Origin of the sequence: Lacipirellula limnantheis, assembly GCF_007746075.1 — a bacterium.
GTDB lineage: Bacteria > Planctomycetota > Planctomycetia > Pirellulales > Lacipirellulaceae > Lacipirellula > Lacipirellula limnantheis.
On the sequence record NZ_CP036339.1, the window covers coordinates 297,005 to 323,880 of the forward strand.

A 26,876-nucleotide genomic window follows, 5' to 3' on the forward strand; every position below is an offset into this window, starting at 1 on the left:
CAAGAAGCAACGCATGAAGTCAACGACCGAACCCTGAACCCCGAACCCTGAACACTGACCGCTTATGCTTCGCCGGCCAAACTTGACCGCCACCGCTCGCGGCGTCTACAGTGACGGGCCCTGCTCCGGCGTTTCCCTATCGAATTCGGCTCCTCTCCCATGGCCCAATTGGAAGTCATTCCTGTCGCCTCACGGCGGGAGCGGAAGCAGTTCTTCGATCTGCCCTGGGACCTCTATCGAGGCGACCCCAACTGGGTCCCGCCCATCCGTCTGGTGCAGAAGGAATTGCTGAACTTCCGGCGTCATCCCTTTTATGACGACGCGGAGATTCGTCACTTCCTCGCCCGCATCGACGGCAAGCCGGTCGGCCGGCTCGCCGCGATTATCAACCACGCCCACAACCGGCAATACGACGAGAAGCGGGGCTTCTTCGGCTTCTTCGAGTCGATCGACGACCAGGAGGTGGCGAACAAGCTGTTTGACGCGGCGCTCGACTGGTTCGCCAGCCAGGGGATTGAAGCCGTTCGCGGTCCGGCGAATCCTTCGCTGAACTACGAAGTCGGCCTGCTGATCGACGGTTTCGACGATCCGCCCTGGTTCATGATGACCTACAACAAGCCGTACTACGCCCGGCTGATCGAGGGCTTCGGCTTCCGCAAGGCGCAAGATATGTTCGCCTTCTGGGGCCATATCGACATGTTGAAGCAGGTGTCGCAGAAAGTCAGCGACCTTAGCCAGATCGTCGTCGACCGCTTTCAATTGAAGTGCCGGCCGATGAACGTCAAACGCTTCAACGAAGAGATCGCCACCTTTCTCGAAATCTACAATCGCTCGCTCGTCTCCACCTGGGGCTTCGTCCCCATGTCTCCCGGCGAAGTGAAGAAGCAAGCGGCCGGCATGAAGCAGATGATCGTCCCCGAGCTGACGACGGTCGCCGAGGTCGAGGGCAAGCCGATCGGCACGATGTTCGGCCTGCTCGATTTCAACCCGCGGATCAAGGAGATCGACGGCAAGCTGTTTCCGTTTGGCTTCTTGAAGCTGCTGCGAAACAAGAAAGGTCTCAAACGCGTCCGACTGATCAGCACCAACGTGCTGCCGGAGTTCCAAAGCTGGGGCGTCGGCATCGCCCTCGTGTCGCGGCTGGTCCCCGACGCGCTCGCCTGGGGCATCCAAGAGGCCGAGTTCTCCTGGGTATTGGAGAGCAACGACCTCTCGTTCAAGACGCTCAAAAAAGGCGGCGCCAAGATCAGCAAGCAATACCGCATCTACGACTTCGGCCCGCTCGACACGACGGCGAATGCGAAGTTTATGAAGCAAGAAGAGTAACGCTGACGGGGTCGGGAACCCTTTGCCACTAGCGAGTCACCATTGACTAACGAGCCCCCAGTGGCAAAAGGTTCCCGACCCCATTGGCACTACCACCGCCCGCCGTATTTCGCGATGCACCACAGCGCACTCGCGGCGTCGGCCATGCCGATCTTTTTTCCCTCGTCGAATCCGCGCGGGTCGTATCCGATCGGCACTTCCACGATCCGGTAGCCAAGTCGCGAAATCTTGGCGGTGATCTCCGGCTCGAACCCGAAGCGGTTCTGCTCCAGCTCGATCGCGTCGAGCACCTCGCGCCGAAAAACCTTATAGCAGGTTTCCATATCCGTCAGCCGCTGGCCGGTGGCCAGGTTCGACGCCTGCGTCAGCACCCAGTTGCCGAAGCGGTGAGTGCGAGATTTGTCTTGCGCGGCATTCGTCAGGAATCGCGATCCATAAACGACATCGGCTTCACCGCTCTCGATTGGCGCCAATAGCCGCGGCAGATCGTTCGGGTTGTATTCCAGGTCGGCGTCCTGCACCAGAACCACGTCGCCGCTCGCCTGCTGGAAGCCGGTCCGCAGCGCCGCGCCTTTACCGCGGTTGTAGCCGTGGAACATGATCCGCACGTCGTCTCCCCGCGCGAGCTCGACGAGAATCTGGCGAGTTCCATCCATGCTGAAATCGTCCACCAGGATGATCTCCTGATGGATGCCAACCGCCTGGACGCGGCGGACGATCTCCACCACGGTGTCTCGCTCGTTGAATACCGGAATCACCACGGAAACCGCCAGCGACGTGCGCCTCGTCGTTTCGATCGCCGGAGCCCGCTCGATCTCCTGCGCAACCTGGAGACTCTGCTCGGCAATCGCGAGATTCGATTCAATTCGCTCCAAGCAAGCGCGGTCGGAGGTTGCGGGTGCTTCCAGCTCCAAGTGATCGGCGGTCGACTTCGTATCAGTCATGGCGAGTGCGGGGCGGGAGGGGGCGTTGCCGTGATTGCACGCATGACACTGGCGGCGCGAAGCTCTGCAAACAGGGCAAGCTGGATGGCGCCAGCAGCAGCATTGGCAAGAATACCCCGCAAATTCCCGCCAGGCGGGCGAGTCGTGGGCAACCGGCGCGCGCGGATCGGCGCGTGGCGTTGTCTTGATCGCGCCAGCCCGCGGAATCGTCACAGTTGTGCCGCGCTGCGGTTCTCGGCGCGGGCGCCTGCAGCTAAGTGCGGCAAGCCCCGACTGCCATTTCTGGGCTAAGTTTCGCGCTTGGCACTGCGGTGACCATTTGGTAATTTTTCGACTCGCTCATGGGAGCGAAGTCGTGAGCCATGCTCGCCGCGACGAACAGCAATGTTCAATCTCGCGAAGTGCTAGCTCGCCGCCGTACTGCCGATCAGCGCCAATCGCAGGATGCAATTGGCCTGCCTTAATCAATCTCGACCTTGTCGCCGCGCGGGCGATGAGTTCGCCCGAACGCCCGCGGAGCGCCCGATGAACGCCCGGCCGACATGGAAGGAGGCCTCGATGAGCGCCGATCCTCAGCAACAAGTCCGTGTTCACATTCGGTGGATGATCCGCCGCGACATGGCCGAGGTGCTCGACATTGAGCGTCACAGCTTCGAGTTCCCCTGGTTTGAAGAAGACTTCATCCGTTGCCTACGACAACGCAATTGCATCGGCATGGTGGCCGAATGCGGCGAGCGCGTCGTCGGCTTCATGATCTACGAGCTCCACAAGACGCGGCTCCATATCCTGAACTTCGCCGTCGCCCCCGAATTCCGCCGTCGCGGCGTCGGCCGGCAGATGATCGAGAAATTGCTCGGCAAGCTCTCCAGCCAGCGCCGGGTCCGCATCACGCTGGAAGTACGCGAGACGAACCTGCCGGCGCAGTTGTTCTTCAAGACCGCTGGCTTTCGCGCCGTGACCGTCCTGCGTGCGTACTACGAAGACTCGCCCGAGGATGCGTACCTGATGCAGTTCCGCCACGTCGAGGAAGACGCCGCGGCCCAACTGCCGGTCAACCGCATCGACCGCATGGCGGGTTGAGCGCGGATACGCCCCGGCGAAGTCGCATCATCCCGATCGCAGTGAGCGCCGCCAAGCACGTCCCCAGCGTCCCCGGCTCGGGCAGTGCCGCAAGATCGCTCCCAATTGCCGGCGGTTGAGTGCCGCGATTGCGCTGCCAAATCAGGAAGTCCGCTCCGTCAACCAGTCCATCGGCATTGGCGTCGCCGTTGCTCGCCGTGGCGCCCGCAGCGACTCCAAAGCCACTCTTCCAAAGGGCGAGATCGGCGTCATCAACGTCGCCGTCGAGTTGAAAGTCGCCCGGGATGCCGCTCAGCGCCACGTAGAACGAAGAGGTGGCGTTGAGCGTGCCTGTCGCCGCGACCTTGCCGTTGCCTCCTTCCAAATCACTCGATTGTTCGATGTTGATCGGCAACGTTAATAGCGCATTGATCCGGGTGTAAAGCCCGTTGGTTCCAGAGGTCGTCAGCGTCAAGCTTCCGAGCGTCCCCTCGGGCGCCGACCCCGCGACCGGCTCTACGGACAGATCGGTCGTCTCGTTCGTGCTGCCGGTCACGACGATCGTTCCTTGATTTAACGACACCAACAAGTTCGCGGCGTCGAAATTGTAAATCGCGCCGGTGGGGGTTGCTCTGGTGATCGTTCCGGGCGCCTCGAGCGTGGAGACGCTTGCCGCCGGGCCGCTCGCCAAAATATTGACTCCCAAGAAGGGCGGAAAGCCAAGCCGCAGCGAGTAGTTGCCGCCAGGGGTGATCGTACCGCCGGTGATCGTGAAGGCGCCGGCGCCCGGCAAGCTGCCACTTGCGCCCAGATCGAGCGTTGCGTTCATCGAACCGGCGAGACTGTTGGCGTCGGTATCGCTGAAGCCATAGGCACTCGCCTTCACGCTGAGCGACGAATTGGCGGGATTCACAATAAAGACGCTCGAGATCGGGTAAGCCCCGGCTCGGGAGATCGCCAGCGACCATGTCACCAGCGCGATCACGCTGGCCGTCCTGAAATAACGGCGTTCGGCCGACAATTTGTCGCCCGTCTCCGAATTCAACGTTGTCCTCATCGTTCCGCCCTCGTTGTTTACGCCTCAACCGGCACAATGCGCCCCGCAGAGATCGACCGCGTAGGTCCGCAAATGGCGGGCCACGCGATCGCCAAGATTTGCCAGCATCCGCCCATACTCCTGCTGGCAGCAGGCGGCACGGCGACGCTCTGCTCCGACAGGAATAGACCGATTGTGCGGCGGAAAGCACGATAATCCGGCCTGATCTTACAAGTTCGAACGGCGTGGCGCTCTGTTCTTTTGCCCCGGGCGAGGTTACCATAGCCCCATTGGGGTCGTATCGAGTCAAACCCCCCGTGTTGTGTGTTAGATTCTTCCTCTCAGCTCGCCTCCCTGGCGACTGCCGCGGACGCTTCTCTTCAATCGCGGACGACTTGTGTGCTCCTGTACTGTGGGATTGTCGCGCGTAACCGCCGGGGTTTGGCGGCGACGAGGGCGCGGCCCGTTTGTTTGTTTTTGGTTTCGTTTAGGGAGTTTCTGCGACTATGGCAGAAGGCACGATCAAGAAGTTGATTGCGGACAAGGGCTTTGGCTTTATCCAAGGCGAGAAGGGCGAGCTCTTCTTTCACCACTCCGCAGTTGAAGGCGGCCAGTTCGACACCCTCCAAGAGGGCCAGTCGGTCAGCTACACCGAAGGCCGCGGCCCCAAGGGTCCCCGCGCCGACGCGGTCACCCCGCACTGAGAGTGAATTAACTTAAATTTGACGAACGCCCCGGTCGACCTCGGTCGCCCGGGGCGTTTTTTTTGACACGCTATAATCACCGACGCGAATGAAGAGACTGCAACCGCCGATGAACGCAGATAAACGCAAATGAATTCAATTGCATTTTATCTGCGTCCATCAGCGTTCATTGGCGGTTCCTTTTCTCCTCCCCTTTGTGCCTTCTTCGTGCCTTCGCGTCTTGGTGGTTAGTCTTCAAGAAGCTCCGCTAATCGTTCGCGGTTTAAGTAAAGATGCCAAATCATTTAGCCAACGAATCGTCGCCGTACTTGCTCCAGCACAAAGACAACCCCGTCGACTGGTATCCCTGGGGACCCGAGGCGCTCGCGCGCGCCCGCGACGAGCAGCGGCCGATCTTCTTATCCATCGGCTACTCCGCGTGTCACTGGTGTCACGTGATGGAGCATGAGAGTTTCGAGAACAAGCAGATCGCGATGATGATCAACGATCGGTTCGTCGCGATTAAGGTCGATCGCGAAGAACGGCCCGATCTCGATCAAATCTATATGAACGCCACGCAGATGATGACCGGCCGCGGCGGCTGGCCGATGTCGGTCTTCCTGACGCCCGACCTGAAACCCTTTTACTGCGGCACCTATTTCCCGCCCTCGGCGCGCGGCGAGATGCCGGGCTTCGATGACGTGCTGCGCGCCGTCTACGATGCGTGGCTCATGCGCCGCGAGCAGGTCGAGCAGATGGCCGGCCAACTGACCGATGAACTCAGCCGCGCCGGGCAGGCGACGGCGCCCGGCAAACTTTCGCGCGAGTTCATCGAAACCGCCGTCGGCCAGCTGGCCCGCTCGTTCGACGCCCGCTGGGGAGGCTTTGGCAGCGCGCCGAAGTTCCCCCATCCGATGGACCTGCAACTGCTCCTCCGTTACTGGCACCGCACGGGCCACGCCCAGTCGCTCGAAATGGTCCGCACGACGCTCGATCGTATGGCCGCCGGCGGCATCTACGATCAACTCGGCGGCGGTTTTGCGCGTTACTCGGTCGACGCCCGTTGGCTTGTGCCTCACTTCGAGAAAATGCTTTACGACAACGCGCTGCTCGCCGGCGTCTATGTCGAGGCGTATCAAGCTACCGGCAACGCCGACTACGCTCGCGTCGCGCACGAAACGATTGGCTACGTCCTCCGCGACATGACCGGCCCCGAGGGCGGTTTCTTTAGCGCCGAAGACGCCGACAGCGAAGGGCATGAAGGGAAGTTTTACGTTTGGACGGCCGACGAGATCGACGAGGTGCTCGGCGACGCCGCCGGCTCAACGTTCGGCCGCATCTACGATGTCACCGACGCCGGCAATTTTGAGGAAGCGAATATCCTCAACCTGCCGAAAACGATTGCTCAGGCGGCGGCCATCATGGGGCGTGACGAAGCGGAGCTCGCCGCGGAACTGGCGGCGTCGCGGGCCAAGCTCTTCGCCGCGCGCGAAGGGCGCGTCCATCCCGGCAAGGACGATAAAGTGATCGTCGCCTGGAACGGCCTCATGATCGACGCCCTCGCCCGCGCGGCGGCGGCGCTCGACGAACCTCGCTACGCCGCCGCCGCTGCCAAGGCAGCCGACTTCATTCTGACCAAACTTGTTCGTTCGGATGGCCGGCTCCTCCACACCTACCGCAACGGCGTCGCGAAGCTCGACGCCTATCTCGACGATTACGCTTGCCTTGCCAACGGCCTGATGTCGCTCTACGAAGCGACGTTCGACGTCGCGCGACTGGAGCAAGCGGCCCGGCTGCTCGACGCGGTGATCGATCACTTCGCCGACGCGCAGGCCGGCGGCTTCTTCTACACGGCCGACGACCACGAACAATTGATCGCCCGCAACAAAGACGCGACCGACGCCAGCGTCCCCAGCGCCAGCGGCATGGCGGCGTTCGCGCTAGCCCGCCTCGGCAAGTTCACCGGCGAGCAGAAGTACATCGCCGCCGCCGACGGCACCCTCACTGCCGCCGCCGGCCTGATGCAACAGGCCCCCGCCGCGATGGGGCAGATGCTGCTGGCGCTCGACTTCCAACTGGGGCCGACGTTCGAGCTGGTCCTCGCGGGAGACACGGAATTCGAACTCGTCGCGAAGCCGCTGAAAGAACTCCGCCGCCAGTTCATCCCCAACAAGGTCCTCGTCGGCGCGAACGCCAAATCCGCCTACCAATCACCTCTGCTAAAGGACGTCACCGCCGGCAAAACCTCCGCCGCCGGCGAACCAACGCTTTACGTCTGCGAGGGATTTACCTGTCAGGAGCCAGCCAAGGGAGCGGCCGCGGTTGCGGAGGAGATCAATCGCTTGACGGCGCGATAAGGGCCAGCTTAAAAGTAACTCCCCCATCTCAATCCGTTGTGAGCAGAGAGGATTTTAGTTGGCTGAAAGCCATCTCTCACCGTAGCCTGGGGCAAGCGCAGCGCCGCCCCAGGTCCGCGAGGCCAGTTCTTTCGATTGGCTGAAAGCCAATTTCACTCTCGCCTTCTCCACCCAAGTAGGTGAGGTTGGCCTTCAGCCAACGGGCGTCGAGCGGCTATCACACCTGGGGCGGCGCTGCGCTTGCCCCAGGCTACGGTGAGCAAGGCCTTCGGCCATGAAGTGATTCCTGAGCCGGTACAACGGTTGAAGTTCAATTGCCTGGTTCGGATTTTGCTGTCGCCGGCTTGCTCGGGCCAACGCCAAAATCCTTGGGCGTCGTGAATTCGCCGCCATCATCGAAGCCGTTCATCCCGACGGAGTAGACAAGCCACCCCGCTGCGGTTGGTTTGACGATCAGCGGTTGGCCGCTGAATGGGTCGATCGTGTCGGCCGCCGGTAGATTGAGGTCCGATGTTCCAACGGGCTCTCGCCCATGCTCGATAGCGTACTGCTGTAGCGCGCTGAGGACTCTCAGCGACCGCAACGTCGCGCTCGTGCGATGGACCAGATCAAAATGGGCCTTGAACGACGGCGCCAGCAAGCTCGCCATGGCGCCCGTGCGTCCGGTCGATTGAAAGACGTTCTGACTGCCAGGTTTGAATACTTCATGCCACGGGTGGTCGGCGAGTTCCAGCATCGGATCGATCAAGTCGATCGATTCGACAAAACTCGTCTTCATCGGCAGTCCGATCGTGTTCGCGGCGATGACGTTCATGTCGTCGAGGTGCTGCATGGTCGCGCTGATTACATAGGCGCGTTCGGTTACGATAGCCTGACGCAGCGAATCCTCCGCGCGGAAACGGGCCAGCTCTCGATCGAGCTCGGCGCGAAGCCCCGATGAAACCACCAGGTCGCTATCCGCGACCAGTGCGTCGCGGATGGCCGACGCCGCACTCGCGCGAACGGCCATCGCAACCATTGAATTGTTCAGGGCAGGCTCTGCGTCGTAAAGCGCGGCGAGTCGTAGGAGGTCGATGCCTTTCTGCACTGCCTCATCCGGTCGGCCGTCAGCTGCCGCCAACTCCATCTGCCACCGAACGAACCTCGCGACGGTGCGAAGATTTGAAGATTGGTCGAGCATCGCCTGCAAAAGCTGCGGCTGCGGCAAGCTGAAGTCGAGCCGCGACGCGTAACTGTCGCACGCCGCCGCCCGCTCGATCGCGTCGTCGAGTTCCGGATACCGCTCCACGATGGCCCGGATCGCAGCGAGTTGCTCGGCCGAAGCTCCTTTGCCCCGCCGCTGCTGGCTTTCGTAGGCCCTTCCCTCCGGCGTGTTGTAAAAGCGGCCGTGCTCTTTCGCAAAAGCATCGAACCGTAACGCCGCTGTAGCCAGTTGCGCCGCGGCGTCTTCGTCGGCGGGGATCGCTTTCGGGGCCAGGTCGGCAATCGTCGCCGGATAGCCCGCAGCGCGGATCCCTTCGATCCGGCTGCTCAGCGACGAACGCGAATAGATCGCCCAACAACCGAGGGTGCCCAGCAAGACGCCTAGTAGGCTTCCCGCAACGAGGAGCCAGCGGTAGAGCGGTCGCTGTGGCAAGATTCCCATCACGCTACCCCGAAGTTTTTCTGTATTAACGGCGGACGCCATTCGCCGGCGCCGAGCGCTTCTTGTCTTGTCTCAGCGGGCTACCCCTGCCCCCTGCCCCTCGCCTGCCAGTCTAAGTAAAATCTGACCGCAACGCCCGTGAGCGGCTAGTTCCTCTAAACCGCCTCGCCGAACACGCATTCCTCCGGCCTACAGTCTCCAGCCTAGAGCCTCACCCCATGTCCGACCCCTACTTCCAAAACCTCTTCGCCGATCGCATCGGCGGCGCCCAGTTCGGCAAGTCGACCGCCATCTATAAGTTCGAGAAGATCAAGCGGGCCAAGCGTCAGGCGCTCGCCGATCATCCCGAGCGACAGCTGCTCGACTTCGGCATCGGCGAAAATGACGGCATGGCCGACGAGCAAATCCGCCAGCGGATGGCCGAGGAGATCAACGTCCCGGCCAACCGCGGCTATGCCGACAACGGCACGCCGGTCTTCAAGGAAGCGGTCGCGCGGTTCATGCATCGCGAGTACGGCGTCGAACTCGATCCGACGACGCAGGTGAATCACTGCATCGGCTCGAAGTCGGGCCTAGCGATCTTCCCCGCTTGCTTCATCAACCCCGGCGACATCACGCTGATGACCGTCCCCGGTTACCCCGTGGCCGGGACGCACACGTCGTACTACGGCGGCACCGTCTACAAACTGCCGCTGCTCGAAGAGAACGATTTCCTCCCCGACTTGGAAAGCATTCCCGCCGACGTTCGGATGAAGGCAAAGCTGCTGATCCTTTGCTTCCCGAATAGTCCCACCGGCAAAACGGCGCCGCCGGAGTATTACGAGCGGGCGATCGCCTTTGCCAAGAAGCACAGCATCGTCATCCTCCAGGACGCCGCCCACGCGCAGCTGTCGTACGACCGGGCGCCTAACAGCTTCCTGTCGATCCCAGGCGCCATGGACGTCGGCGTCGAGATGCACTCGATGTCCAAGGGCTTCGACATGATCGGCTGGCGCCTCGGTTGGCTCTGCGGCAATCCTTTGCTGGTAAAGGCCTTCGCCGAGACGAAGGACAACTTCGACAGCGGACAGTTTCTCGCCGTCCAGCGCGCGGCGATCGCGGGTCTCGACGATCCCGAAATCCCGAAGCGCATCCGCGCAAAGTACCAGCGTCGCCTGGAAAAGCTCGTCGCCACGCTCCAGCGCTGCGGCTTCAAGTGCGAAATGCCGGGCGGCACCTACTTCCTCTACACGCCGTCGCCCAAGGGCTTGGCCGCCGGGCCCCAGTTCGAAAACGCCGAAGCCTGCAGCCAGTATCTCATTACGCAGCAGTCGATCTGCACCGTGCCGTGGGACGACGCCGGTTCGTTCCTCCGCTTCAGCGTGACGTACGAAGCAGTCGACGAAGCGGCCGAAGACGCGCTGATGGCCGAGACCGAATCGCGGCTCAAAGGCATCAAGCCGGTGTTTTGATTTATCGTTGGAGGCTATTGCGAAGATGATGAACGAATTTTGGCGATATTGTCCTCATCATCTTTAGCAAGTCGATCTTGGCCGAGTGAGCGGTAGGTTCGAGCCCGGGCTTCGTAGGGCTCGGCAAACTGCGGCCCGTAAATAATAGCTGCCGTGTAATACTCAATGGCCAGCGATGGGTCGCCAGCGTTGAATGATCGATCTCCCAGTTGGGTGTAGACGTCCGGCAAGATGGCAAAGAGTTGAGTGAGTTGCGCAGCCATCGGCGAGCCTCGCATCACGAGCGCCTGCAGATCTGAGACGGCATCTTCGTGATGACCCAGGGATTGCAACCCGATAGCTCGATTGAACCAAGCTTCGTCAAAAGACGGATCGAGTTCAATAGCGAGACAGAAACAGCCGACTGCCGCCTTCTTTTCTTCCGGATCGTCAGAACGTAAGTGCTGGACTCCGGCGTTGTAGTATCGTGCCGCTTCCACCGATTGCGTAGGCGAGTTTTTCGGCGTTTGCAATTTCCAACTCCGTATTTACAAAAGAGGGGCAGGACTAATAGAACGGACGCTACTCAATTCGTCGCAACACCGCCATCATTCCACGATGGTCGGACGCCACTCCCTCGTCCAGCACACGGTACTCGACCACCTCCCATTCTGCCGCCGGGCGGAACAAGATGTAATCGATTTGCTTCTCAGGCTTCGCCGCCGGAAACGTCGCCACAGGCTCGGAATTACTCCGACCCCAGCTTTTCGCAAACGTCTCCATCACCTCGCTCTCGGGCGTAGCGTTCAAGTCACCGACCAGAATCACCGGTTGACCGTCGCTGTCGGCCATAAGGCTTTCGATCGTCTCGATCGACGCCAGTCGCTCGTGATCGTCGGGCCGATAGTCGAGATGCGTGCAGAGGAACAGCAGCGACTCGCCCTTGTCGCCGACCTCCACTTCCAACACGCCGCGCTGTTCCCCTTCGTAGTCCGACGGCAGCTTGTGATTCTCATGCCGTACGATCGGCAGCCGGCTGAGGACCGCGTTGCCGTACTTGCCGCCGTCGTGGTCGATGTTCTTTTCAAAGACGTAATTCATGCCGGTGAGCTTGGCGAGCACCGCCGGCTCGTCGAGTCCTTGTGAGCGGCGGACGCCTTGGTCGACTTCGTTGAGCCCCACCAGATCAGGCTTCTCGGCGTTGATTACCGCGGCGATCCGCTCGAGGTCGAGCTTGCCGTCGGTTCCTTCGCCGTGGTGGATGTTGTAGGTGACAATGCGGATCTCTTGCGGGAGTTCCGCCTGAGCTACGTCGGTGAACCAGCTGCTCAGAGCAGTAATTGCCAGCAGGCTGTTGATTATCGACTTCAAGATGCTTTCTCCAATTGAACTGAACGTTGTCGCTTCTTCTTGTTCTCTAGCACTGCGAGCGTGATGACAGTAGCCAAGCCGATGGCGGCGCCGATCAGACCGCCTCCTGCTAAATAATCATTTCCGCAAAGTGGGGAGTCGGGCGGAGGGATGTTTAGAAGGACCGCCCCGCCAATCACCATTCCAATACCGCCGCCGACCGTCGTCACAACGATCGCCGCTAGCGAGTACTTAAGCAGCATCAGCAACGTGCGCATCATGGGACGCCTCGATCATGCGCTCGCCGCGGCTGAACGCTCACACCCGCACCGACCAGCCGCGGCGGGCCATTCCCCATAGGATAATCCACCAGAAGGCGACCGTCGCCGCCGCGAAGGCCAGCGACGCCAGCTTCGGGTCGCTGATGTGGTCGGTGAATACCTTCTCGTAAAGCCACCCCTTCGTCGACGATTCGCCGACGCGGGTTGCTCCGAGCAGCTGCGCCAACAATCCCGACCCGACGAAAATGAAAATCGCATTGATGCCGACGATCTCCAGCGGCCGCGCGAGCTTGCGGTATCCCGCCACGTCGAATAGCCCCAGGCAAAGCCCCAGCCCAATCATGCCGACGCCGCTGGTCAGTAGCACAAAGCTGCTGGTCCAGAGCTTTTTGTTGATCGGAAAGACGTCGCCCCAAACGATCCCCACGGCCGTCAGCCCGATGCCGGCAACGATCAGCCAACCCACAGTTCCCCAGTTGGCGCCGCGGCGCTGAATGGCGAGACCAACCCAATAGCCCAGCAGCGTGTTGACGATCGCGGGGAGCGTGCTCAGCAGTCCCTCCGGTTCGGTCTTCTCGCTCTTCGCCTGCGTGTACATGTGGTCGGCCCCAAGAACCTTCAGGTCGAACGCGCGCACCACGTTCCCTTCCGGCGAGAGCCGCGTCGGGTAGTTGCTTCCCGCGGGGAGCCAGGCTAGCAGCGCCCAGTAGCCAAGCAGCAGCCCTAGGACGATGGCGATCTGCGTGCGCAGACTGGTGTGAAGTACGATCAACGACGCTGCGAGAAACACCAGCGCGATCCGCTGCAGCACGCCCAGCAGACGCCATGTCTCCAAATGAAGTCCGTCGGCGCCGTTGAAGACGATCGCCAGGGTGCGACTGAACAGGACGCTGAATAGCCCGAGCGCGAACAGCAGAATCGTCCGCCGAACGATGCGCGCATACACCGCCGGGTCGATGGCCGCCCCGTCGCGATACTTCTTCATCGAATAGGCAAGCGACGTCCCCATGATGAAGAGGAAGAGGGGAAATATCCAATCGGTCGGCGTCCACCCATGCCACGGCGCGTGATCGAGCATCCCATACCGCTGCCCCGGCTCCCATTTGCCGGGGTTATTCACCAGCACCATGCCGATAATCGTCATGCCGCGAAAGGCGTCGAGCGAAAGGAGCCGCTGCGACTTGGTCGGCGCTGGGGAATCGAAGGACATAGTTCCTGCTACAAAAATTCAAAGACCTAAATGCCTAACCGCCAAGGACGCCAAGAGCGCCGAGGAAATACAATATATTGGAACCGCCGATAGACGCAGATGAACGCAAATCAGTTCAATCTGCGTCTGTCCGCGTTTATCGGCGGTTCATTCTTCCCTGTATTCCTTGGCGCTCTTGGCGTGCTTGGCGGTTCAATTGATCAATCAGACGGCTCCCCCAGTCATACGATGTTGATGGCCCTCTTTCCACTGTTATTTTTGGCCACCTGCGGTAGGTTGGGGCTTCGAGATCCCGCAATATGGGCGACGCCATCCAAGACGAACTGAACATCGGCGCCGCACCCCGCCTCGGCCTCGGGGACGCCGTCAGCCTGGTGATCGGCATCGTCGTCGGCACGTCGATTTTTCGCACGGCGCCCGAAGTCTTCCAAAACACTTCGGGCCCCTGGCCAGCATTGGGGGCGTGGTTCCTCGGCGGCATGCTCTCGATCATCGGCGCTTTCTGCTACGCCGAACTCGCAACAACGTACACCCGCGCCGGCGGCGACTACGAATACCTTACTCGTGCGTTCGGTCCCTGGGCCGGGTTCCTGTTCGGCTGGGCGCAACTGACCGCCGTCCTGACGAGCAGCATCGGCACGATGGCCTACACGTTCGCCGACTATGGCGTGAAGTTGTTTCGCATCGAGGAGAGCGGGACAGTGTGGTTGGCGACGGCGCCGATTGTGGCCGCTACGGTCCTCAATGCGCTGGGGACGTCGTTCGGCAAGACGACGCAAAACATTTGCACCGTGGCGAAGGTGGCGGGGCTCATCGGCGTCGTGCTGGCCGGCATTGTGGCCGCCGATTGGACGAACCTGGCGTTTGCCCCTCTCCCGTCTGGGGAGAGGACGGGTGTGGGGGTGAACTGGCAGGCCTTCGGCCTCGCGATGGTTTTCGTTCTCTATGCCTACGGCGGTTGGAACGATGCGGCGTTCGTCGCCGCAGAAGTGCGCGACCGGAAGCGAAACCTGCCGCTCGCACTGATCGGCGGCGTGTTAGGCGTGACGGCCGTCTACCTCGCCGTGAACGTCGCCTACCTGGTCGCCTTGGGATTCGACGCCGCTCGTGCCACTCGCACCCCGGCGACCGACGTCATCGAAGCAGCGATTGGCCGCGCCGGCGGCAATCTCGCCAGCATCCTTGTGATGATCTCCGCGCTTGGCGCCATCAACGGCATGGTGCTGGTCGGCTCGCGCGTCTACGCGGCCGCGGGCGCCGACCATCGGCCGCTGCGGTGGCTGAGCGGTTGGGACGCCCAGCGCGGCGCCCCGCGAGCCGCGCTGCTGGCCCAAGCCGCCGTTTCATTGGCAATGGTGTTTGCGGTGAGCCTGGTCGACCCCAGCGACGGCTTCGGCACGTTGCTCGCCGCGACGGCCCCGGTCTTTTGGTCGTTCCTCATGGGTACCGGCGCGTCGGTGATTATCCTCCGCTGGCGCGATCCCCTGCGCGAACGTCCATTCGCCGTCCCGCTCTATCCGCTGCCGCCGCTGATCTTCTGCGCCACTTGCGGCTACATGCTTTACAGCAGCCTCTCTTACGCTCTATCCAAATCTCCTTGGTTGCCGCTGATGGGCATCGGGCCGGTGGCGGCGGGGCTGGCGGTGTATCTGCTGACGCCGCGCGAAAAGTCCTCGCGATTTGCAAGTTGAAGCGCGAAGGGGTCGGGGACCTTTTGCCACTGGATGCTATTAATTGGAAGCTGTCCTGCTAGTGGCAAAAGGTCCCCGACCCCTTCCAGGCGGGGCGGTTTGCTAATTGAAGCGCGCCCCGTCATGGCCCCCGGCGCTTGGCGAAACCGTTGCTCCGCTTTGGCGTTTAATCGATTGCCGTCCCAAAGGGACGACCGGAAATAGCCCAGCGCTTCAAAGCTGGGGAAATGAGTAGAATGAATGCGTCGAGTCCCGTAGGGACGGGTGATTGGCGCGTTGACCATTCAGTCGTCCCTACGGGACGATGTCAACCTGAGATCGTCGTGACCCAGCGTTGAAACGCTGGGCTATTGCCGAAGCGTCCCGCTGGGACGCGAATCGCCAACGGGGCCTAGACTATGTCGATGCACGACCTATCACGTCACCTTTCCCGTCGCGATTTCGCCCGCGGCATCGCGTTTGGCGCCGCCGCGTTCTACGCTCCCGGCGCGTTTGCTGAGGCCCTCACCCTCACTCCAGATCAGACCGAGGGACCATTTTACCCCGATCACCTACCCCTCGACACCGACAACGACCTGCTGATCATCAACGACAGCATCTCCCCGGCGATCGGCGACGTCACCCATCTCACCGGAAAGATCCTCGACTCCGACGGCAAGGCGCTGCGCAATGCCCTGGTCGAAATCTGGCAGGTCGACGGCAACGGCGTCTATCTCCACAGCCGCAGCGCCGGCGAGAAGCGCGACGCGAATTTTCAGGGCTACGGCCGCTTCACCACCAGTTCGACCGGCGAGTATTACTTCCGCACCGTGAAGCCCGTCGAGTACCCCGGCCGCACGCCTCACATCCACTACGCCATCAGCCAGAACGGGAAGCGTCTGCTGACGACGCAGTTGTACGTGAAGGGCTCGCCGGGGAACGATCGCGACGGCGTCCTCCGCGGCATCCGCGACGAGAAGGAGCGCGCGTCGGTGCTCGTCGACTTCAAACCGTTGGAAGGTTCGAAGCTCGGCGAACTAACGGCCGATTTCCCGATCGTGCTGGGAACGACTCCGGAGGATGCTTGAGGCCGTTCTGGCCTGTGACCAGCATGGCCGGACTATCTCGTCGCGCCGCGCTCGATTAACTCCGCGATCCGGGCCGGCGATAGTTCATGATGCCCTTCCGCGACGAACGTCGCGTGGCTCAGCTTCTCCCGCGTCGTCGTCCCCAGCACGGCGATGCTGGTCATTCCTGCCGCGTTGGCGGCCTCGATTCCCTGCGGCGCGTCTTCAATGACCGCGCACTGCGCCGGCGGAACGCCTAACCATTCCGCAGCCTTCAAAAAGACCTCTGGGTTCGGCTTGCCATGCGTCACGTCGGCGCCGGTGACCATCGCGTCGAACCGCTCGGCCCGACCTAGCTTCTCCAGGGTCAACCGCACATTCTCCGGCGGCCCCGAGGAACCGACCGCCAGTTTAAACCCGGCCGCCGCCAGCGCGTCGATCAACTCCACCGCTCCCGGCAGCGGCGTGAAATTCTCGCTGATGATCTCGCGGTAGAAGTATTCCTTTTTGTCGCCGAGCTCCTGCGCCCGTGCGGCAGTCATTTGCTCGCCGGGATAGAGCTGGGCGAAAATATCGCGATTCGTCCGGCCGAACGTGCTGCGAAACTGCTCGTCGGAAAACGCCACGCCAATCTCGGCGAACATCCGCTCCCAGCTCTTGTAGTGCGGCAGGTACGAATCCGTGAGCACTCCGTCGACGTCGAAGATGACGGCAAGTTGGGTCGGCATGGCGGGCAATTCCGTCGAGGCGCACGAGGCGGGTGGGAATGATCATGGTCGTCGCGGCGAGCGGGCTATTATATTCAGGCGAAGCCCTCGGCCATACGGGCCGTCGCGGTGATTTGTCGCCGCCGCACGTCGTCCTCCTAAACTCCCTTGCCCCCGTCGTTCATGACCATCACATATTTGCTGGATCGCGCACGACCCGCGAGGCTCGCCAGCGCCTGCCTTGGCTTGGCGTGCGCCGGCTGCATCCGCCAGGCGGAGATCGACGGCATCGTCACCTTCACGCCCCACTGGGTCGACATGCTGCTCCCCGTCGCCATCGGACTGGGGCTGCTGGGGCTCGGCGTTCCGATCGTTACCGGTCGGCTCCCCATCGGCCGCGGCAAGCCATTGGTCCTCGGGTCATTGCTCACGATGATGGGCCTGTTCTTCTTCCTCGGCGCAGTGCTCACCTACCCATTCGAGCACGTCACCGTCAGCCCGACGCAGCTGGTGATCGCCGAGGGAATGCTCGGCAAGGGCATTTCGCAAACCGTCGACTTCAATCGCCTCGACGCGATCGAACTGTTCGACGCCCGCGGCTCGCGCACCGGGCCACGGGGCACGAGCGTCGTGACCGTCATGCGCTGCCACGCACCAGGCGGCGAGATCGATGACGTCGCCATGGAAGGAGCGCTGCGCGCCGCCGCGTTGCCTGTGGTCGTCCATCGAGCCGGCGAGCTCGGCGTGAAGATCATCGACCACGCCGTTGTTGAGTCGGAGTAATTGGTCCCAGACCCGACTACTGGCAATCGCGAAGCGCTACTAGCGCGGCACGCGGCCGGCAATGTCGAGCGGCGTGCCCCCCAATCACTTCCCCTTCCACCACACGCCGATCGACGCCAAGAAAATTACCCACTCCCCAACCGCGAGTTTGTACGTGGGGGGCGCAATTCCGGCGAACATCGCGAAGCTCGCCCCTCGAAACAACACCAAACACGCATGAATCGCTAGGCAGGCCAACACGGCCGATCTTGCATGCTCGGGCCGCCATGCCCCCCACAGAAAGAAGACGGCCATTCCCATCTCCAGCCCGCCATAAACGGTGAGGAACTCGCTCCGCCCCGAGCCCCCCTTCATCTCCAACCCGACCGTGTCGGCGGCTTTCTGGGGAGCAACGGCGCAGTAGATGGCCAGGCCTGCGTAAAGGATGCCGACAACGGTCAAGAAGATGCGGGAAATCATGGCGGCTCGCGGTGCGTTAGGGCGTCGATAGTCGGATGGGGCCGGGTGCGTTGAGGCTGCTTGCGTTGCGGGACTCGCCGGGAAGTTCGCGATGGCGGAATTCCCGACCCATCCCTTGGCCGCGCCCCACGACATTCGCGCCTGGCGTGGGGTTCGTCGGGACGGCGTCGCCGGTTTCAGCGACCCATTGATCGAGCGCCTGCTGCAAGCGAGCGTGCACCGCGGCCATCTCCTCCGTCGCTTCGGACTTGCCGAGCAGGTTTCGCAGTTGGTGCGGATCGGCCTCGACGTCGTACAACTCCTCGGCCGGCCGCGGCTGCAGAAAGACGTCTCCTTGCTCCGGCTTGAGCGTCCCCGCCGCGTAGACCATCCACAACTCCCGGCCCGCTGGCTCCTGCGGCCCCGATTCAACGCACAAGCTTTGCAGCGCCGGATAGGCGTTGCGTATGTAAAGCCACCGCCCGTCGCGCACCGACCGCTCATGCGCTTGCCCCACGTGCCAGTTGTGCTCGCTGAACGCCACGTCGCGCACCGTCGCTTGCGGGTTGGCTAGAAGCGGCTCCAAGCTTACCCCCTGCACCCGCGGGTCAATCGGCAGTCCCGCGAGTTGCAGGATCGTCGGTGCAAGGTCAATCACGCTCGCCAGCGCGCCGGTTCGCCCCGGCTTGATCGTCCCCGGACGCCACACAATCAGCGGCGTCTTCACGCCGCTGTCGTAGAGCCGCGTCTTGCAACGCGGAAACGGTCGTCCATTGTCGGCCGTGAAGATCACGTAGGTATTTTCGGCGATGCCTTGCCGCTGCAGTTCGTCGACGACTTTCCCCACAAAGCGGTCGAGCCTGCTGATCTCGTGATAGTAGGCGGCTAGGTCTTCGCGCGTCTGTGGACCGTCGACGAGAAAGGGAGGCACGACGGCGCTCGCCGGATCATAGACCGGATCTTGCTCGGAGGTTTGCCAAGGGCGATGGGCGTCGGTCGACGCCAGCCACATGAAGAACGGTTTGTCCTGCGGCCGTTCGCGCAGCTGGCGCACCCAGTCACCTTCCTTGCCGGGGCCGCGACCAGGCGAGATCTGGTCGAAGGCCGTGAAGATGTTCGGCCCCAGATGGTTCTTGCCGGAGAGGACGGTAAAGTATCCCGCCGCGCGCAGGGCCTGCGGGAACATGAACTGCCCTGCCGGCAACGGCAGGTGCAACTCAGGCGCGCCCGTGTTGTGGGGATACCGCCCGGTGATGATGCTGCACCGCGTGGGACTGCAGCTGCTCGTGGTCAGATACGCGCGATCGAAAACGCGCCCTTCCGCGGCCAGTCGATCCAGATGCGGCGCCTTCACCGGCGACGGCGCGTAACAGGGCAAATCGTCCGGCGACACGTCGTCGGCAATGATGAACACAAAATTCGGGCGAGCGGTTTCGGCCTGCGCATTTGCGGAATTGAACCACGGCGACACAACGAGCACGACGAAGAGGCATGTTGTCTCACTTAAGAAACTTCTCATCTCTTGTATTCCTCGTCGTGTCCGTCGTGCCGTTGCAGTGGGGCTTCTGAGGCGTCTGAAAACGAGCCTCCCCTCTGCCGGGCCGGCCAGTTACGCGCAGCCTGCTTAACTGATATGATACCCGGTTCCCCGGCCGGCGGACGCCTGGCGCGGGGCTCATTCTTTCGGATCAATCGTTCGCATCTTCGCCGTCATATTGTCTGGGAGTTCTCGCCGTGTTCGTTCCGCGCACCACCCGTGAAAAAGTTCTCGCCAAGCTCCGTAAGAAGGTCGAGAGCCGCACCCCGGTCCTCATCTCCAGCGCCGCTAGCGGCCTCGTCGCCCGGATGCTCGAAGAAGCAGGCGCCGACTGCGTGAACACCTTCCACGGCGCCCGCCTTCGCGCCAACGGCATGGGCACCATGGCCATGCTTTGGCCAATCGTCAACGCCAACGAACAAGTCTTCAAGAACACGCAGGAAGACGTCCTCCCGGCGATGAAAGGCGACGCCTTCGTCTGCATGTGCATCAACGCCAACGACCCCTTGCGCGACATGTGGGGCTTCCTCGAGCAGATCAAGTCGCTCGGCGTCATCAGCGTCTCGAACATCGGCCCGTCGGTCAGCTACATCGACCGCGACAGCGAAATCTTCAAGGTACTCCGCAAGTGCGGCATCACGATCGAGAACGAAGTCGAGATGCTCAAGATTGCCAAGCAAGAACTGAACATGGTCACCATCGGCGTCGCCTTCACCGAAGAAGACAGCCTGCAGATGATCGAAGAGGCGAAGCCCGATCTCTTCTGCTACCACGCCGGCACCACCAAGGGCGGCCGCAAGGGCTACGACTCGGGCGAGACAATCGAAGGAACCGCCGAGCGGACCAAAATCGTTCACGACAAATGCAAGAAGATCATGCCCGAGCTGATCTGCATCGCCCACGGCGCCGCGATGGAAACGCCGGAAGACGCGCAGTACATGCTCGACCACGCCTCGTGCGAAGGGATCTGGACCGGCTCGTCGACCGAACGCCTGCCGATCGAAAAGGCGGTCTTCGAAGCCGGCAAAAAGTTCGCGGCGCTGCGATACACAAAGTAACTCGTTAGAAATTAAAGAAGTCTCACGCAAAGGCGCGAAGGCGCAAAGAAGATGAACTTCATCGTCTTGTTTTCTTCGCGCCTTTGCGCCTTTGCGTGAGATCTGTCTGCCTCTCATCAGAACAAGGAACGCTCGTCATGGCCAAGTCGGTCGTAGTTCTCTCGACGTTGGATACCAAAGGCCGCGAGACGGCGTTTCTCAAAGAGCAGATCGAGCACGACGGTTGTCGCGCGATCCTCTGCGACATCGGCGTCGTCGGTTCGCCGACGATCAAAGCCGACATCACCCGCGAGCAACTCGCCGAAGCGGGCGGCACGCCGCTGGCTGAATTGCTGAAGGACGCCACCCGCGAGAAGGCCGCGCCGGTGATGGTCAAGGGCGCCGCCAAACTCATCGGCGAGATGATCAAGCAGGGCGAAGCCCACGCGGTGATCGGCCTGGGCGGCACGCAAGGGACTTCCAGCGCCACCGGCGTCATGCGGCAACTCCCCTACGGCTTCCCCAAGCTGATGGTCTCGACTTGCGCCGCCGGCGACACCTCCGCCTTCGTCGGCATCAAAGACATCATGATGATGTTCTCGGTCAGCGACATCCTCGGCCTCAATCCGTTCATGCGCAAAGTGCTGGCCAACGCTGCCGGCGCCGCCTGCGGCATGGCGAACATCGACGAGGAGAAGGTGGCCGCCAGCAACAAGCCGCTCATCGGCATGAGTAACCTCGGCGTCCTCACCAAGGGCGCCGAGGTCGCCGTCGAGTATCTCGAATCAAAGGGCTACGAAGTGATCATGTTCCACGCCGTCGGCGCCGGCGGCCGGGCGATGGAGCAGATGATGCGCGAAGGCCTGATCACCGGCGTCTTCGACTACGCCATGGGCGAAATCAGCGACGAGCTCCACCACGCCCTCCGCGCGGGCGGCCCGGAACGCCTCACCGTCGCCGGCAAGCTCGGCCTGCCGCAAGTGCTCGTCCCCGGCGGCAGCGAGCACATCGGCCTCTTCCTCGCCGAAGAGCATGTGCTCCCCGAGAAGTACAAGAACCACATGAACACGTTCCACAGCCCGATCATCGCGGCGCCGCGGCTCAACCCCGACGAGCTGGTGGAAGTGGCCAAGGAAATCGGCAAGCGGCTGCAATACACCAAGGGCGACGCGGTGATGATGCTCCCGCTGCGCGGCACGAGCCGTTACGGCGTCGAAGGCGGCCCGCTCCGCAATCCCGAGAGCGACAAGACCTATTACGCCGCGATCAAGGCGAGCCTGCCGAAGACGATTGAAGTGGTCGAAAAAGATCTCGGCCCCGAAGACCCCGCGTTCGTCAAAGAATGCTGCGACCGCCTCATCGGCTTGATCGAAGCCAAAAAGAAGAAGTAGCCACCCCGGCGTCCCTTAGCCCCCGGCTCTTCAAGCCGGGGGTGACGCAGCAGGCGTCGCCGTTACGTCGCGCCGTTAGGGCTCGCGTTGCAGCGTCGATTCTAAGAATCGCCCGGTTCGCGTCGTTTCACCCAAGCGTCGTAGGCATCTTTCCGCCACTTTTGCACTTCTTCTCTTGCACGATCAACGCTGCCCGGTCCGAAGCGGCCGTCGATGTGCTCTTTCATCGTGGTATTGTATCCATCTCGATATGCCAACAATCCTTCCCATTCGAAGCAACTCGTCACCACGACCTCCGCGTCAAAGCGATCACGAAAAAGCTTCTGGCAATAGTCGCCCCAAGTCCCGCGCACTCCCCAGAAAAATTGCAACCGACTCTCCTTGATATCGCTCACAGCGTCGGCGCACCCTTCTTCGTAGGTGTTCTGGTCTTCAAGATTGCGACGCCAATACGCCATCGTTCGGAGGTCCTGTTACTCTTCTTTCGCCGCTTCAATCACCCCGAAAAGATGCCCCCCATGGTCCGCGCCGGTCCAGAACCCGGCGTAGTGCCCGCGGTAAATCATCACCCGCGCCGTAAACGTCCCCAGCCCGGGGATCAGCATGTCGTCGACGCAGATGACCGGCGTGTCGCCCGCCCAGCGGATCGGCAGCGTCAGCGGAATCGTGACGTCGTGATCGCCATAGCGGATGCGCGACTGGATGAGCCAATCGCCGCTTTCGAGACGCTTCACTTCGCCGAGTTCATAACGCTCTTCGGTCAACTTCCCGCCTCCGCCGTCGAGCTTATTTCCTTCACCCCCGCCCGTCACGGTGAAGTGCCCGACCATCGTCGCGCGGTTCATCAGCTTCTCAAGATCTGCCACCTGCTCAGCCGTTGGTTCCGTAAGCTGCTGCTCCTCTTTGGCCGTCGCGGCTTGAGCCGCTTCGGCGGCGCTCACCCGCAACGCGGCGAACGACAACGACAAGATCGCAACAGCGGCCAGCAACAACGTGGCGCGAATGAAGTTAGGCAGCATGCGCATGGCACGGACTCCGATGGCGAGAAACGTCGTCGAGTGAAGGAACTCAAGTCGGTCCAATCTATCACGTCGCGCGAGCGCCGCGAAACCACGCCCATCGAGCACTCCCCCAACCTCGACCGCTCGCCCCTTAGCCGGACCGCCACGCGGTCCGGGCAGCCCCGCCAAGCGATTCCCCGCTTCAAACCCGGAGGGCGTGGCCCTCCGGCTAACCAGCAGCCCTATTCAAAGCGAAAATCAAATCTAACAGCTTGATTTTGGCCACCAAGTCTGAAATAGTGAACTTCCGTATATACAGTCAGCTGCCGTTAGTAGGGCCTCGTTCACCCATGAGACCAATCGCACATCCCTTGGCCGAAGGCCTGTTGACACCGTAGCCTAGGGCAACGCCCTAGGAACTGGCATGCCTCGCGCTGCATTTTTGGCCGAAGGCCATACTCACTCTTTGGGGACCGAAAGCCAGCGTGAATATGGCCTTCAGCCAAAACGCCAGGAACATTGATCGCACCCCTAGGGCGTTGCCCTAGGCTACGGTGACGGAGGCCTTCGGCCAAAAGCGTTGTGGGCGGCGATCACTGTGCGATACCCAACCACGTTCTTTGACAATTCGATTCGCTTCACGCCCACCGCTGCCATTCCGTCGGCAGTCGCGCTGCGCACCGCCTCGCTTCAACCAACGCGACTCGGGCGCGAGTCGAGCCATGCGGCGACAATCAAAAATGCCAGCGACCGCGACATCTGTCGCCTTTGCTGTCGCGACAGAAGCGACAAAACGCCAGTGCGTCATCAGCGCAAGCGATGCCGCGGAAACGACTTACAGCCGTTGCATTCTGTCGCCTAAAATCGATATCGGTGCGAAGCAGCGTCGCGACAGCAGAACGTCACGACGGCAGGGCCGCCGTGACAGAGATATGTCGCGATCACATGGCTCGGCGTGCGCGAGGCGACGCAATCTTTGTCGCGACAACTACAGGGCGACAGAATTCACGTTCACCGTCAGCGCAAGCGGCGAACGCCAAACGACTTAACGGCGTTCGATTTCTGTCGCCAAAAATCGCCTTCGCGACAAAGCGCTGGTGGCGACAGAATTCGACGTCGCGACAGAATGCCGCCGAGCTTACCGCGTCACCGGATAATACCCGCCGCCGTTCATGAACTGCGAGCTATGACCGGTCGTCGGAATGCCTCCCGCGGGGCTCGTGACGGCGCCGCCGGCGCTCGCCTGACGGACAGTCGACCGCAGCGCGCGGTTCTCGTTCGCCTGCTCGCGGTTGACGTAGGTCTGGTCGATCGACGGCCGTACGAACATGTAGTAATTCGGCGTCGAGGTATCCGTCTCGACGTAATCGAGCCGCAGGTAAGGGCTGATCGTCGACGACGCGCGATAGCTGCTGAACGGTTTGCCCATGGGCTTGGTCTGTACGGCCCGCGGCGGCGGCGGTTGCACCGACCGGCCCTGCGGAGCATACGCCGAGTTCTTCGCCCCGCCGAAAAAGTTGAGCGCCGGGTTGTTGCGTGCGGTCTTCCGCTCGAAGTTGGTCGTCTGCACGGCCGGCGGCGCCGTGACGCTGCTGACCTGCGAATAGCCCGCCGGTTCGAATCCCTCGTTGGGATAAGGCGACTGGGCCGAAACCGCGGCCGCTAGCGTGACGCTGCCGAGCATGGCGAAGAACGTAGCCGAGGAGGCGCGCATGAGAAGCTCCTAAACCGGGCGGAACAGCAGCCGCAGCAGGCCCGATGGCCGCCAGCGAACATCGAGCCCGTTGATCGACGAATTGACAAGCAGCGGCGCGTCAGGGCGCGTCGCTGTTCGACTAATCGTCAAACTCCCCCTGGCCCCTTGCGTCGAAGTGGTAGAATGGCGGGCAATGTCCGTTGTCATTGGTCCGTTGCTAGCTGATAGCAGCCCTCCCCAGCAACTGACTACTGACAACGGACCACTGACAAACAACGAAAAGACAACACCATCACAACCAGCTCCGGAGCGCATTCAAATGATCACTGTCGGCATGAACTACCACACCCTCCCCGGCAAGCAGCACGACTTCGAGGAGAAGTTCGCCGCCGTCATCGGCGCCCTCAACGCGGCGCCGGGACACACCAGCTCGACCCTCTGGAAAGACGTCGCCGACGACGCCTCGTACCTCATCACCAGCGAGTGGTCCGATGAAGAGGCGTTCAAGAGCTTCATCACGAGCGAAGCCTTCCGCAACGTCACCAGCTGGGGCAAAGAACAAATCCTCTCGGGGCGCCCGCAGCATAAGGTGTATAAGCACTAAGCCAAGCTTGCTGGCGCGCGTCGAACTTCGCTGATCCCCGCCGACTGGCCGCGCTTTAGCGGCTCGAATCGCGAATTCGTTCAGTGCGTCGTCGGAGCGACGCTGCGCCAATTGCGGCTCTCGTCGGGAAGGTAATCTAGCAGCTTAACGCTCTGCCGAACGACCGCTCGCGCTTGAGCCACGTCGGCGATCGCTCCCGCCGCGATCGCTTGCATCAGCACGTTGCCGATTGCCGTTGCTTCCATCGGCCCCGCGAGCACGGGGCGCTCGCAGGCGTCGGCCGTCATCTGGCAGAGCAAGCCGTTCTGCGAGCCGCCCCCCACGATGTGGATCTGGTCGATGCGGGCGCCGCGGAGGCGTTCGAGATGCTCGAGAACTTCGCGATACTTCAGCGCCAGCGATTCCAGCGCGCAGCGCACGATGGCGCCATGCGTCGCGGGCGCGGGTTGCCCCGCTTCCCGGCAGAGCGAAACAATCGCTGCGGGCATGTCCCGCGGAGCGAGCAGCCGCGGGTCGTCGACGTCGATCAACGACCGCAGCGGCTCGGCCTGCGCGGCAAGGTGCGCGAGTTGTTGCCAATCGTACGGGCGTCCTTCCATCCGCCAGATTCGCTGGCACTCCTGGACGAGCCAGAGGCCGCTGATGTTCTTGAGTAGCCGGTTCGTTCCAGCGACGCCGGCTTCATTGGTGAAGTTCCAACGGTAAGCCTCTGCGGTCAGCACTGGCGCAGCTGCTTCAATTCCCATCAGCGACCAGGTGCCGGAGCTGAGATAGCACCAGTTTTCGCCGGCCGCGGGAACGGCGAGTACGGCGCTCGCTGTGTCGTGCGATCCGGGAACGACGACCTCGACGCCGGCCAATCCGGTCTCGGCGACGACCTCAGGCAACAGCGGGCCGAGCGACGTGCCGGGGGCGATCAGCCTGCCGAAGAGCTCCCGCGGCAGGTGCAGGCGGGCGATCAGATCGTCAGACCAGCCTTGGGTTCGCGGATCGTAGAGCTGCGTCGTCGACGCGATGGTCTGTTCGTTGGCGGCCACGCCGGTGAGCATCCAGTGGAACAGGTCAGGCATCATGAGCAGGCGACCGGCGCGGTCGAGCGGCGGCGAACCCAGACGTTGGGCCGCGCGCAGCTGATACAGCGTATTGATCTCCATAAATTGGATGCCCGTCGCGGCGAAGATCTCCTCGCGAGGGACGACGGCGAACGTGCGCTCGAACTCTCCCTGCGTGCGCGAGTCGCGGTAGGCGACCGGCGCGGCCAGGAGCTCACCCCGCCGGTCGAGCAGCCCAAAGTCGACTCCCCAGGCGTCGACACCGACGCTGACGATGCGTTCGCCGTACGTCCCTTGGGCCTCGCGCAGGCCATGCAGGACGTTCGCCCAGAGATCGAACAGACGCCAATAGAGCCGTCCATGCATATTCACCGGGGCATGGTTAAAGCGGTGAACCTCCGCCATTTCCAGCACCTGCCCGTCGAGCAGCCCTGCCAGCACCCGACCGCCGGAGGCCCCCAAGTCGACGGCGAGAAAGACTTTCGACGGCATGGCGTTGAGTGCAGAGAGGAGCAGGCGTCGCTCCTAAGTCTAGCGATGTCAATTAGTTGTGTCGAATCAATCCGTTGGGT

Annotated in this window: 25 protein-coding genes; 11 read left to right on the top strand and 14 right to left on the bottom strand. The window is 62.2% G+C overall.

Annotated elements, in window-relative coordinates; translation table 11 throughout:
• Positions 1–159 precede the first annotated feature (159 nt).
• Positions 160–1,326 (top strand): GNAT family N-acetyltransferase, encoded by a 1,167-nt coding sequence (locus I41_RS01165; RefSeq protein ID WP_145430175.1) that lies wholly within the window; start codon positions 160–162, stop codon positions 1,324–1,326.
• A gap of 89 nt (positions 1,327–1,415) precedes the next feature.
• Here the strand turns inward: I41_RS01165 and I41_RS01170 are convergent, their stop codons facing one another.
• Positions 1,416–2,270, bottom strand: coding sequence for a glycosyltransferase family 2 protein (locus I41_RS01170; RefSeq protein WP_210421084.1), 855 nt, complete (start codon positions 2,268–2,270; stop codon positions 1,416–1,418).
• A gap of 558 nt (positions 2,271–2,828) precedes the next feature.
• Between I41_RS01170 and rimI the strand changes: the two genes are divergently transcribed.
• A complete protein-coding gene (gene rimI / locus I41_RS01175; RefSeq protein WP_145430177.1) occupies positions 2,829–3,350 on the top strand; it encodes a ribosomal protein S18-alanine N-acetyltransferase in 522 nt (173 codons plus the stop codon).
• On the opposite strand, the gene I41_RS01180 is transcribed toward rimI, so the two are convergent.
• The gene (locus tag I41_RS01180; RefSeq protein ID WP_145430179.1) at positions 3,322–4,386 is read right to left on the bottom strand and encodes a hypothetical protein; all 1,065 of its coding nucleotides are present in this window, start codon (positions 4,384–4,386) and stop codon (positions 3,322–3,324) included. The two genes, rimI and I41_RS01180, sit on opposite strands and share 29 nt — an antisense overlap.
• 485 nt (positions 4,387–4,871) lie before the next feature.
• Between I41_RS01180 and I41_RS01185 the strand changes: the two genes are divergently transcribed.
• Positions 4,872–5,069, top strand: coding sequence for a cold-shock protein (locus I41_RS01185; RefSeq protein ID WP_145430181.1), 198 nt, complete (start codon positions 4,872–4,874; stop codon positions 5,067–5,069).
• 272 nt (positions 5,070–5,341) lie between these two features.
• Entirely contained in the window at positions 5,342–7,405 is a 2,064-nt protein-coding gene (locus I41_RS01190) for a thioredoxin domain-containing protein (RefSeq protein WP_145430183.1), read from the top strand.
• 310 nt (positions 7,406–7,715) lie between these two features.
• On the opposite strand, the gene I41_RS01195 is transcribed toward I41_RS01190, so the two are convergent.
• Positions 7,716–9,050, bottom strand: a complete 1,335-nt coding sequence (locus tag I41_RS01195; RefSeq protein ID WP_145430185.1) for a hypothetical protein — start codon at positions 9,048–9,050, stop codon at positions 7,716–7,718.
• Between the two features lie 218 nt (positions 9,051–9,268).
• Here I41_RS01195 and I41_RS01200 point away from each other — a divergent pair, with 218 nt between their 5' ends.
• Positions 9,269–10,501 (top strand): LL-diaminopimelate aminotransferase, encoded by a 1,233-nt coding sequence (locus I41_RS01200; protein WP_145430187.1) that lies wholly within the window; start codon positions 9,269–9,271, stop codon positions 10,499–10,501.
• A 14-nt stretch (positions 10,502–10,515) separates the two neighbouring features.
• On the opposite strand, the gene I41_RS01205 is transcribed toward I41_RS01200, so the two are convergent.
• From I41_RS01205 to I41_RS01220, 4 genes are read right to left on the bottom strand one after another with little or no spacing between them, the layout of a single operon-like run.
• The gene (locus tag I41_RS01205; RefSeq protein ID WP_145430189.1) at positions 10,516–11,013 is read right to left on the bottom strand and encodes a tetratricopeptide repeat protein; all 498 of its coding nucleotides are present in this window, start codon (positions 11,011–11,013) and stop codon (positions 10,516–10,518) included.
• 49 nt (positions 11,014–11,062) lie between these two features.
• Complete coding sequence (locus I41_RS01210) at positions 11,063–11,851, bottom strand: endonuclease/exonuclease/phosphatase family protein (protein WP_246133772.1); 789 nt, start codon at positions 11,849–11,851, stop codon at positions 11,063–11,065.
• The gene (locus I41_RS01215) at positions 11,848–12,111 is read right to left on the bottom strand and encodes a hypothetical protein (protein ID WP_145430190.1); all 264 of its coding nucleotides are present in this window, start codon (positions 12,109–12,111) and stop codon (positions 11,848–11,850) included. The genes I41_RS01210 and I41_RS01215 overlap by 4 nt, the downstream gene beginning before the upstream one ends.
• A gap of 37 nt (positions 12,112–12,148) precedes the next feature.
• Entirely contained in the window at positions 12,149–13,321 is a 1,173-nt protein-coding gene (locus tag I41_RS01220; protein WP_145430192.1) for an acyltransferase family protein, read from the bottom strand.
• Between the two features lie 299 nt (positions 13,322–13,620).
• Between I41_RS01220 and I41_RS01225 the strand changes: the two genes are divergently transcribed.
• Both I41_RS01225 and I41_RS01230 read left to right on the top strand, forming a co-directional pair.
• Complete coding sequence (locus tag I41_RS01225) at positions 13,621–15,012, top strand: APC family permease (RefSeq protein WP_145430194.1); 1,392 nt, start codon at positions 13,621–13,623, stop codon at positions 15,010–15,012.
• A gap of 404 nt (positions 15,013–15,416) precedes the next feature.
• The gene (locus I41_RS01230) at positions 15,417–16,079 is read left to right on the top strand and encodes a dioxygenase family protein (protein WP_145430196.1); all 663 of its coding nucleotides are present in this window, start codon (positions 15,417–15,419) and stop codon (positions 16,077–16,079) included.
• Positions 16,080–16,111: 32 nt separating this feature from the next.
• Here the strand turns inward: I41_RS01230 and I41_RS01235 are convergent, their stop codons facing one another.
• Positions 16,112–16,786, bottom strand: coding sequence for an HAD family hydrolase (locus I41_RS01235; protein WP_145430198.1), 675 nt, complete (start codon positions 16,784–16,786; stop codon positions 16,112–16,114).
• A 162-nt stretch (positions 16,787–16,948) separates the two neighbouring features.
• Here I41_RS01235 and I41_RS01240 point away from each other — a divergent pair, with 162 nt between their 5' ends.
• A complete protein-coding gene (locus tag I41_RS01240) occupies positions 16,949–17,548 on the top strand; it encodes a hypothetical protein (RefSeq protein WP_145430200.1) in 600 nt (199 codons plus the stop codon).
• 84 nt (positions 17,549–17,632) lie between these two features.
• On the opposite strand, the gene I41_RS01245 is transcribed toward I41_RS01240, so the two are convergent.
• Both I41_RS01245 and I41_RS01250 read right to left on the bottom strand, forming a co-directional pair.
• Complete coding sequence (locus tag I41_RS01245) at positions 17,633–18,007, bottom strand: DUF4345 family protein (protein ID WP_145430202.1); 375 nt, start codon at positions 18,005–18,007, stop codon at positions 17,633–17,635.
• Positions 18,008–18,023: 16 nt separating this feature from the next.
• A complete protein-coding gene (locus I41_RS01250) occupies positions 18,024–19,505 on the bottom strand; it encodes a sulfatase family protein (protein WP_145430204.1) in 1,482 nt (493 codons plus the stop codon).
• 215 nt (positions 19,506–19,720) lie between these two features.
• Between I41_RS01250 and I41_RS01255 the strand changes: the two genes are divergently transcribed.
• Both I41_RS01255 and I41_RS01260 read left to right on the top strand, forming a co-directional pair.
• Entirely contained in the window at positions 19,721–20,581 is an 861-nt protein-coding gene (locus tag I41_RS01255) for a phosphoenolpyruvate hydrolase family protein (RefSeq protein WP_145430206.1), read from the top strand.
• A gap of 137 nt (positions 20,582–20,718) precedes the next feature.
• Positions 20,719–21,951, top strand: a complete 1,233-nt coding sequence (locus tag I41_RS01260; RefSeq protein WP_145430208.1) for a Tm-1-like ATP-binding domain-containing protein — start codon at positions 20,719–20,721, stop codon at positions 21,949–21,951.
• Between the two features lie 101 nt (positions 21,952–22,052).
• Here I41_RS01260 and I41_RS01265 read toward each other — a convergent pair whose 3' ends face one another.
• From I41_RS01265 to I41_RS01275, 3 genes are all read right to left on the bottom strand, one after another.
• Positions 22,053–22,409, bottom strand: coding sequence for a hypothetical protein (locus I41_RS01265; RefSeq protein WP_145430210.1), 357 nt, complete (start codon positions 22,407–22,409; stop codon positions 22,053–22,055).
• A gap of 15 nt (positions 22,410–22,424) precedes the next feature.
• Entirely contained in the window at positions 22,425–22,976 is a 552-nt protein-coding gene (locus tag I41_RS01270; protein ID WP_145430212.1) for a hypothetical protein, read from the bottom strand.
• Between the two features lie 1,114 nt (positions 22,977–24,090).
• The gene (locus I41_RS01275) at positions 24,091–24,666 is read right to left on the bottom strand and encodes a hypothetical protein (RefSeq protein WP_145430214.1); all 576 of its coding nucleotides are present in this window, start codon (positions 24,664–24,666) and stop codon (positions 24,091–24,093) included.
• A 301-nt stretch (positions 24,667–24,967) separates the two neighbouring features.
• Between I41_RS01275 and I41_RS01280 the strand changes: the two genes are divergently transcribed.
• Entirely contained in the window at positions 24,968–25,252 is a 285-nt protein-coding gene (locus tag I41_RS01280; RefSeq protein WP_145430216.1) for an antibiotic biosynthesis monooxygenase family protein, read from the top strand.
• Between the two features lie 80 nt (positions 25,253–25,332).
• Here I41_RS01280 and I41_RS01285 read toward each other — a convergent pair whose 3' ends face one another.
• Complete coding sequence (locus tag I41_RS01285; protein ID WP_145430218.1) at positions 25,333–26,796, bottom strand: rhamnulokinase; 1,464 nt, start codon at positions 26,794–26,796, stop codon at positions 25,333–25,335.
• Positions 26,797–26,876 lie beyond the last annotated feature (80 nt).

What these genes read in the sequence shown, in the direction of transcription:
- I41_RS01270 (WP_145430212.1), bottom strand. Translation starts at nt 22,976, where the DNA reads ATGCGCATGCTGCCTAACTTCATTCGCGCCACGTTGTTGCTGGCCGCT.
- I41_RS01215 (WP_145430190.1), bottom strand. Translation starts at nt 12,111, where the DNA reads ATGATGCGCACGTTGCTGATGCTGCTTAAGTACTCGCTAGCGGCGATC.
- I41_RS01195 (WP_145430185.1), bottom strand. Translation starts at nt 9,050, where the DNA reads ATGGGAATCTTGCCACAGCGACCGCTCTACCGCTGGCTCCTCGTTGCG.
- I41_RS01250 (WP_145430204.1), bottom strand. Translation starts at nt 19,505, where the DNA reads ATGAGAAGTTTCTTAAGTGAGACAACATGCCTCTTCGTCGTGCTCGTT.
- I41_RS01170 (WP_210421084.1), bottom strand. Translation starts at nt 2,270, where the DNA reads ATGACTGATACGAAGTCGACCGCCGATCACTTGGAGCTGGAAGCACCC.
- I41_RS01245 (WP_145430202.1), bottom strand. Translation starts at nt 18,007, where the DNA reads ATGATTTCCCGCATCTTCTTGACCGTTGTCGGCATCCTTTACGCAGGC.
- I41_RS01280 (WP_145430216.1), top strand. Translation starts at nt 24,968, where the DNA reads ATGATCACTGTCGGCATGAACTACCACACCCTCCCCGGCAAGCAGCAC.
- I41_RS01180 (WP_145430179.1), bottom strand. Translation starts at nt 4,386, where the DNA reads ATGAGGACAACGTTGAATTCGGAGACGGGCGACAAATTGTCGGCCGAA.
- I41_RS01285 (WP_145430218.1), bottom strand. Translation starts at nt 26,796, where the DNA reads ATGCCGTCGAAAGTCTTTCTCGCCGTCGACTTGGGGGCCTCCGGCGGT.
- I41_RS01185 (WP_145430181.1), top strand. Translation starts at nt 4,872, where the DNA reads ATGGCAGAAGGCACGATCAAGAAGTTGATTGCGGACAAGGGCTTTGGC.
- I41_RS01275 (WP_145430214.1), bottom strand. Translation starts at nt 24,666, where the DNA reads ATGCGCGCCTCCTCGGCTACGTTCTTCGCCATGCTCGGCAGCGTCACG.
- I41_RS01235 (WP_145430198.1), bottom strand. Translation starts at nt 16,786, where the DNA reads ATGCCGACCCAACTTGCCGTCATCTTCGACGTCGACGGAGTGCTCACG.
- rimI (WP_145430177.1), top strand. Translation starts at nt 2,829, where the DNA reads ATGAGCGCCGATCCTCAGCAACAAGTCCGTGTTCACATTCGGTGGATG.
- I41_RS01240 (WP_145430200.1), top strand. Translation starts at nt 16,949, where the DNA reads ATGACCATCACATATTTGCTGGATCGCGCACGACCCGCGAGGCTCGCC.
- I41_RS01200 (WP_145430187.1), top strand. Translation starts at nt 9,269, where the DNA reads ATGTCCGACCCCTACTTCCAAAACCTCTTCGCCGATCGCATCGGCGGC.
- I41_RS01265 (WP_145430210.1), bottom strand. Translation starts at nt 22,409, where the DNA reads ATGGCGTATTGGCGTCGCAATCTTGAAGACCAGAACACCTACGAAGAA.
- I41_RS01190 (WP_145430183.1), top strand. Translation starts at nt 5,342, where the DNA reads ATGCCAAATCATTTAGCCAACGAATCGTCGCCGTACTTGCTCCAGCAC.
- I41_RS01225 (WP_145430194.1), top strand. Translation starts at nt 13,621, where the DNA reads ATGGGCGACGCCATCCAAGACGAACTGAACATCGGCGCCGCACCCCGC.
- I41_RS01230 (WP_145430196.1), top strand. Translation starts at nt 15,417, where the DNA reads ATGCACGACCTATCACGTCACCTTTCCCGTCGCGATTTCGCCCGCGGC.
- I41_RS01165 (WP_145430175.1), top strand. Translation starts at nt 160, where the DNA reads ATGGCCCAATTGGAAGTCATTCCTGTCGCCTCACGGCGGGAGCGGAAG.
- I41_RS01260 (WP_145430208.1), top strand. Translation starts at nt 20,719, where the DNA reads ATGGCCAAGTCGGTCGTAGTTCTCTCGACGTTGGATACCAAAGGCCGC.
- I41_RS01220 (WP_145430192.1), bottom strand. Translation starts at nt 13,321, where the DNA reads ATGTCCTTCGATTCCCCAGCGCCGACCAAGTCGCAGCGGCTCCTTTCG.